This is a genomic window from Rhodococcus sp. O3 (assembly GCF_048897285.1).
Lineage (GTDB): Bacteria > Actinomycetota > Actinomycetes > Mycobacteriales > Mycobacteriaceae > Rhodococcus.
In genome coordinates this window covers 1-5957 of the sequence record NZ_JBMBTE010000195.1, presented here as the reverse complement: position 1 = coordinate 5957, position 5957 = coordinate 1, and the positions used below count along the sequence as shown (strand labels likewise).

Sequence of the window (5957 nt, the reverse complement as noted above, 5' to 3'; positions counted from 1 at the left end):
CGCGGGGCTCGGCGATCAAACGCATCGGACCCGCCGTGGGTGCGGCGGCGCTGCTGGTGATCGTGCTCTTGGTGCTGCGCCGCCTGCTCGGTTCGCGCGACTGAGTGGGGCTTCGCCCCCGTGTGCCTTTGTGGCGGCTCCTGCCGTCACAAAGGCACACGGGCGCGTCAGCGCCCGAGCGCCCGCCAGACCCGGTCGCGGGAGATCGGCAGCTCGTGCGGCCGGACGCCGATCGCGCGGCGCACCGCGCTCGCCAGTGCTGGCGCGACGGGGTTGTACGGGGCCTCGCTCATCGACTTCGCACCCATCGGGCCGATGGTGTCGAACGTGTCGACGAAGTGCACCTCGGTGCGCGGCACGTCCGCGTACTGCGGAATGTGGTAGTTGCGCAGCACATTCGTCGTCACCCGGCCGAGGTCGTCGGTGATCAGTTCCTCGTAGAGGGCCGTGCCGATACCCTGTGCGACGCCGCCCTCCACCTGGCCGCGGCACTGTTCGGGGTTGACGACCGTGCCGGCGTCGGCGGCCTGCACCGACTGCAGAATCCGGACCTCACCGGTCCGCACGTCCACCGCGACCCGGAAGCCGTGCACGTTGAACGACAGCGACCGCGGCAGACCGCCGTGGTTGCCCTCGGCCCGCAGCGGCTCACCGGCGGCCTCGAGCAACTCCGCAGGTGAGACCAACACGTCCCCGCTACGGGCTCCGTCCGGTTCGAGCACGACGGATTCGGCGTCGGTGCCGGTCAGTTCGGCGGCGAGTTTGCGGATGCGGCCGTGTAGTTCCCGCGCCGCCGCCAGCAGGGCCTTGCCCGCAACCACCGTGCCGGACGATCCGTAGGCACCCGTGTCGTGGGTGGTGACGTCTGTGTCGGATTGCCGCACCTGGATCCGGTCGGGGCTGGTGCCCAGTTCGGTCGCGGCGATCTGGGTGTGCACCGTGGTGGTGCCGTTCCCGAACTCGGCGGTGCCGACCCGGGCGAGATACGTTCCGTCGGGCTGCAATTCGATCGAGGTGTCGGCGATGTGGCCGCCGGGCGGGTTGGACGCGATCATCGACAGCGCCATGCCCTCGCCGATGCGCCACTGCTCCCCCACCGGCGCCGCCACGTCGTTGCCCCGCGACAGGGCTTCCTGCACGACGTCGAGGCACTGGTCGAGGCCGTAGCTGCCGAACACGAGGTCGGCGCCTTCCGGGTGCGCTCCGATCAGATCGTCGCCCGGCACCACGACGTTGCGCCGCCGCAGTTCGAAGGGGTCGATGCCGAGTTCCAGTGCGAGCTCGTCCATCGCGGATTCGACGGCGAAGATCACCTGCCCGAGGCCGTAGCCGCGGAAGGCCCCGGACGGCCGGTTGTTCGTGTACACCGACTGGGCGTCGACGCGCTTGTTCGGGCAGCGGTACACCTCGATCGATTCGCCGCATCCGTGGAACATGACGCTCGCCGAATGGTTTCCGTACGCACCGCCGTCGTTGAGCACGTCGATGGCCAGCGCGGTGAGGATCCCGTCGGCGTCCGCGGCGACGGTGATGTCGACCCGCATCGGATGCCGGCACGGCGCGACCGTCAACTGGTCGCTGCGGGTGAACTCCCACTGCACCGGACGTCCGGTCCGCAGCACCGCCGCGGCGATAACGTCCTCGACCAGCATCTCCTGCTTCCCGCCGAAACCGCCGCCGAGCCGCGCGGTGAACACCCGCACCCGGTCGCGCTCGAGCCCGAACACGTGACACAGTTCGTCGCGGACGAGGAACGGCACCTGGGTGGAACTGCGGATCACCAGGCGCCCGTCGTCGTCGATCCAGCCGATGGCCCCGTGGGTTTCGAGGTGCGTGTGCTGCACGCGCTGGGTCTGCCACCGGCCGCGCACGACCGCGGCGGCCGCGGCGATCCCGGCATCGATGTCGCCGACCCCGCCGTGCACCTCGCCGATAAGGTTGCGGGAGACGTCGGCGATCCGCGACTCGGGCCCCTTGCCGACGTGCAGCAGTGGCGCCCCGGGTGACCGTGCCTCGTCCGGGTCGAGGACGAACGGCAGCACCTCGTACTCGACATTCAGCAGGCGGCAACCCTCCTGCGCGATCGCCGGGGACTCGGCGACGACCGCGGCGACGCGCTGCCCGTGGAAGCGCAGCACCCGGTCGAACAGCAGGGTGTCGTCGGGATCTTCCTCCCGATTCTCGTGGCGGGCAGTCGAATATGCGACATCGGGAGCGTCCCGGTAGCACAGCACCGCGTGCACTCCCGGCAGCGCTTCGGCCGCGGAGGTGTCGATCGCCGTGATGCGGGCGTGCGCGTGCGGGCTGCCGAGCACCGCGATGTGCAGGGCGCCCTCCACGACGGTGTCGAACGTGTACGGCTCGGTTCCGGTGACCACGCGCGGACCGGCAGGGGCGGCCTGCGAACGCCCGAACGACGCTGCGGCCCCGACGCATTCGGTGTTGGTGACGCCGCGCAGGGAATCGTCGATGGACCGGTACCCCGTGCACCGACACAGATTGCCCTTGAGCCGGTTCGGCAGGTCGTCGAGGTCGTCGTCGGTGAAGGTCGAGGCGGTGACGATCATCCCGGCGGTGCAGAACCCGCACTGGAATCCCGCGGCGTCGACGAACCGGCGCTGCAGCGGGTGCAAGTCCTCGGGGGTGCCGAGCCCGGAGACGGTGGTGACCTCGCGGCCTTCGGCCCTTTGCGCGGGATAGATGCACGAGTGCACCGCTTCCCCGTCGACGAGGACCGAGCAGGCGCCGCAGTCGCCGGCGTCGCACCCCTTCTTCACCTCGAAATGGGTGTTCTCGCGCAGCAGGGTGCGCAGGCACTGCCCGGGCCGTGCCGGGGTGTCGATCTCGCGGCCGTTCACGGTGAACTTCACGACAGCTCCTCACAGATCTCCCCGGCGAGCACGGCGGTGACCGCGCGTCGCCAGTCCGCGGCCCCGTGGGCATCGGTGTAATAGGCCGAAACGGGAATACGCTCTCCCAGAGCGTCTTCCATCTCGTTCGCGTCGGGAACCCGGTCGAACGTCAGCACGTACGGCCGGTCGGTGGCCGCGGTCACGGACAGCGCGAACGTCCCGCCCGGGTCCCGCCGTCCGATCACGACCGCCCCCGAGCGGCCGAGCGGGGACAACGCGATCTTCCGGAACGCCGTGCGCGACTGCAACATCGGTGCGGGGATGTGGATACTGCGCACCACCTCTCCGGCGTCGAGGAGGTTGGTGGCGATGCCGGTCACGAAGTCCACCACCGGGATCCGTCGGTCGGTGCCGTCCGTCGACCAGATCAGTACCGTCCCGTCCAAGGCGCAGACGAGGGAGATCATCGCACCCGCGGGGAACGAGAGGCACAGGTTGCCACCGATTGTTGCGCGTTTCCAGATCTTCCACGACGCCAGCAGAGCGGACGCGCACTGCCGGAACAGCGGTGCGGCAGGCCATGTTTCGGATAGGGACAGGTTCGCGATCCGTTCCACCGTGCAGGTCGCGGCGATCTCGAGGCCGTCCTCGGTGACGGTGAGGGCAGGCCATTCCAATCCGGTGAGGTCCACCAGCCGATTCAGGTGCGGCTGCGGCTCGGAGAACAACCACGTGCCGCCGCCGACGTAGGCGGTGCCCGGACCGGCCAGGAGATCCGCTCGATCGCGGGCCACCCGGTAGTCGGTGACGGTGTGCAGATCCACGGTGCTCACCCCGCCTTCGCGACCAGCGCCCGGTGAGCGGCGGCGACCTCGCCCGCGACGACGTCCTCGTCCACGGTGAGAACCTCGTCGCGGCGCACCACCTCACGGCCGTTGACGAGCAGCAGTTCGAGCGGCGGCTGCGAACCCAGCACAATCGCCGCGACCGGATCGGTGATCCCGGAATGGGCGAGGGTGTCGATCCGCCACAGTGCGAGATCGGCGAGCTTGCCGACCTCGAGGGACCCGATCTCGTCCTCGCGACCCAGCACCCGGGCGCCGCCGATCGTGGCGAGTTCGAGGCTCTGGCGCACCGTCATCGCGCGGGGACCGCTGCGGGCCCGAGCGAACAGCGCCGCGTGGTGGGCTTCCTCGAGCATGCAGCACGATTCGTTGCTCGCGGCCCCGTCGACACCGAGACCGAGCGGGACCCCGGCGGCATACAGGTCGGCGGCACGCGCGATGCCCGCGCCGAGCCGGCCGTTCGACGTCGGGCAGTGTGCGGCGCCGGTGCCGGACGCGGCGAGCACCCCGATGTCGCGGTCGTCGAGGTGCACCGCGTGCGCGTACCAGACGTCCGGGCCGGTCCAGCCGAGCGACTCCATGTACTGCACGGGATTGCATCCGAATCGCTCGAGGCAGAAGTCCTGCTCGTCGAGGGTCTCGGCGAGGTGCGTGTGGAGCCGCACCCCCAGGTCGCGAGCGAGCACCGCGGACTGCCGCAGCAGCTCGGTGGTGACGGAGAACGGTGAGCACGGCGCCAGCGCGATCCGCAGCATCGAATCGAACGACGGATCGTGCCACTGCTCGACGGCGCTCCGGCTGCCCTCGAGGATCGCATCGAGATCCTCGACGATGTGATCCGGCGGCAGCCCGCCGGCGCTGGTGCCCAGGTCCATCGAGCCACGGCACGGATGGAAGCGGATGCCCACCTCGGCGGCCGCGGCGATCTCCGCACCGAACACGTCACCGCCGTCGCGCGGCACGACGTAGTGGTGGTCGGTGCTGGTAGTGCACCCGGTCTTCACCAGATGCGCGAGCGCGCCCTTCGCGGCGACGTGGACGGCGTCGGCGTCGATCCCCGCCCACACCGGATAGAGCGTGGTGAGCCATTCGAACAGGGTGTGGTCCACGGCGAGCCCGCGGGTGATCCACTGGTACAGGTGGTGGTGGGTGTTGACGAGGCCGGGCGTCAGCACGCACCCGCTGCCGTCGACGATCGTGGCGCGGTCGTATCCGGCCGGTTCACCCGCACCGATCCCGGTGATGCGGTTGCCTTCCACGACGACATATCCGCGCGGGTGCTCGGTGCGGGCGGAATCCATCGTGACCAGGTAGGCATCACGGATCACGATCGGTGCCGTCGGCTGTTGCGGATCCATGGGCGCTGCTCCTCACCTCGTGAACAGTTCCAGTGAACTCCCGATTCGTCGCAATATCCCGGGCACCATCGACGAAACCGAATCGAAACGGCGGTTTCCTATTGTGCGATCGTCCAAACCCGTGGATCCGGTGGCGGTGACCCGCCGGATCTCGCCCGGAAGGGGTGACGATCGTGCTGCTGCAGGACGTCCTCGACACACCCGGACTCGGCATCCGGCTGCTCCACGGCGGCGGGGCCGCGCTCGCCCGTCCGGTGCACCGCGCGTGCACCACCGACATGCCCGACCCGACCCGCTACGTCAGCGCCGGATCACTGGTGTTCACGGGTCTGGTGTGGCGCCGCGCGCCGGAGGACTCGGAGGTGTTCGTCGCACACCTCGCGCGCGCCGGGGTCGCGGCCGTCGCCGCCGGCGAGGCCCTGCTCGGCGAGGTGCCCGCGGATGTCGTCGACGCCTGCGCCCGGCACGGGCTGCCGCTGCTCGCGGTGCCCGACGACGTGCCGTTCAGCACCGTCCTCGAACACCTCACCCGGCAGTGGTCCAGCGCGCGCATGGACCGGCTGCAGACCGGCCTGGCCCGCCAGCGCAGGTTGCTCGCCGCGTTCGCCGACGGGCACGCGCTCGGCGAGCTGCTCGCCCGGGTGTGTCGCGAATTCGACGTTCCGGCATGGGTGTTCAGTGCTACCGGCACGCTCGTCGCCGGCCCAGACGAGCTCGGGGAATCCGTGATCGACGCGTGCTGCGATGTCGCGCTGACCGCGCCGCGTTTCCCCGCCGAGACCCCGGACGGCTACACGGTGCTGCCGGTCGGCTCGGCGTTGCGCGACCGCACGACCGCCTGGTTCCTCGTGCTCGGACCGGCCGCCGCACGCAGCGAGGACTGCCTCGACGCGTTCACCGAA

Annotated in this window: 4 protein-coding genes; 1 reads left to right on the top strand and 3 read right to left on the bottom strand. The window is 70.3% G+C overall.

Annotated features, from left to right (window positions below):
* Positions 1–167 precede the first annotated feature (167 nt).
* From ACN675_RS27160 to ACN675_RS27150, 3 genes are read right to left on the bottom strand one after another with little or no spacing between them, the layout of a single operon-like run.
* Complete coding sequence (locus ACN675_RS27160) at positions 168–2870, bottom strand: molybdopterin-dependent oxidoreductase (protein WP_420753770.1); 2703 nt, start codon at positions 2868–2870, stop codon at positions 168–170.
* On the bottom strand, positions 2867–3676 hold the full coding sequence (locus ACN675_RS27155) for an FAD binding domain-containing protein (RefSeq protein ID WP_420753771.1): 810 nt from the start codon (positions 3674–3676) through the stop codon (positions 2867–2869). The genes ACN675_RS27160 and ACN675_RS27155 overlap by 4 nt, the downstream gene beginning before the upstream one ends.
* 5 nt (positions 3677–3681) lie before the next feature.
* A complete protein-coding gene (locus tag ACN675_RS27150) occupies positions 3682–5055 on the bottom strand; it encodes an 8-oxoguanine deaminase (RefSeq protein WP_420753769.1) in 1374 nt (457 codons plus the stop codon).
* A 164-nt stretch (positions 5056–5219) separates the two neighbouring features.
* Here ACN675_RS27150 and ACN675_RS27145 point away from each other — a divergent pair.
* On the top strand, positions 5220–5957 hold a 738-nt coding region (locus ACN675_RS27145), incomplete at its 3' end, for a PucR family transcriptional regulator ligand-binding domain-containing protein (RefSeq protein ID WP_420753768.1).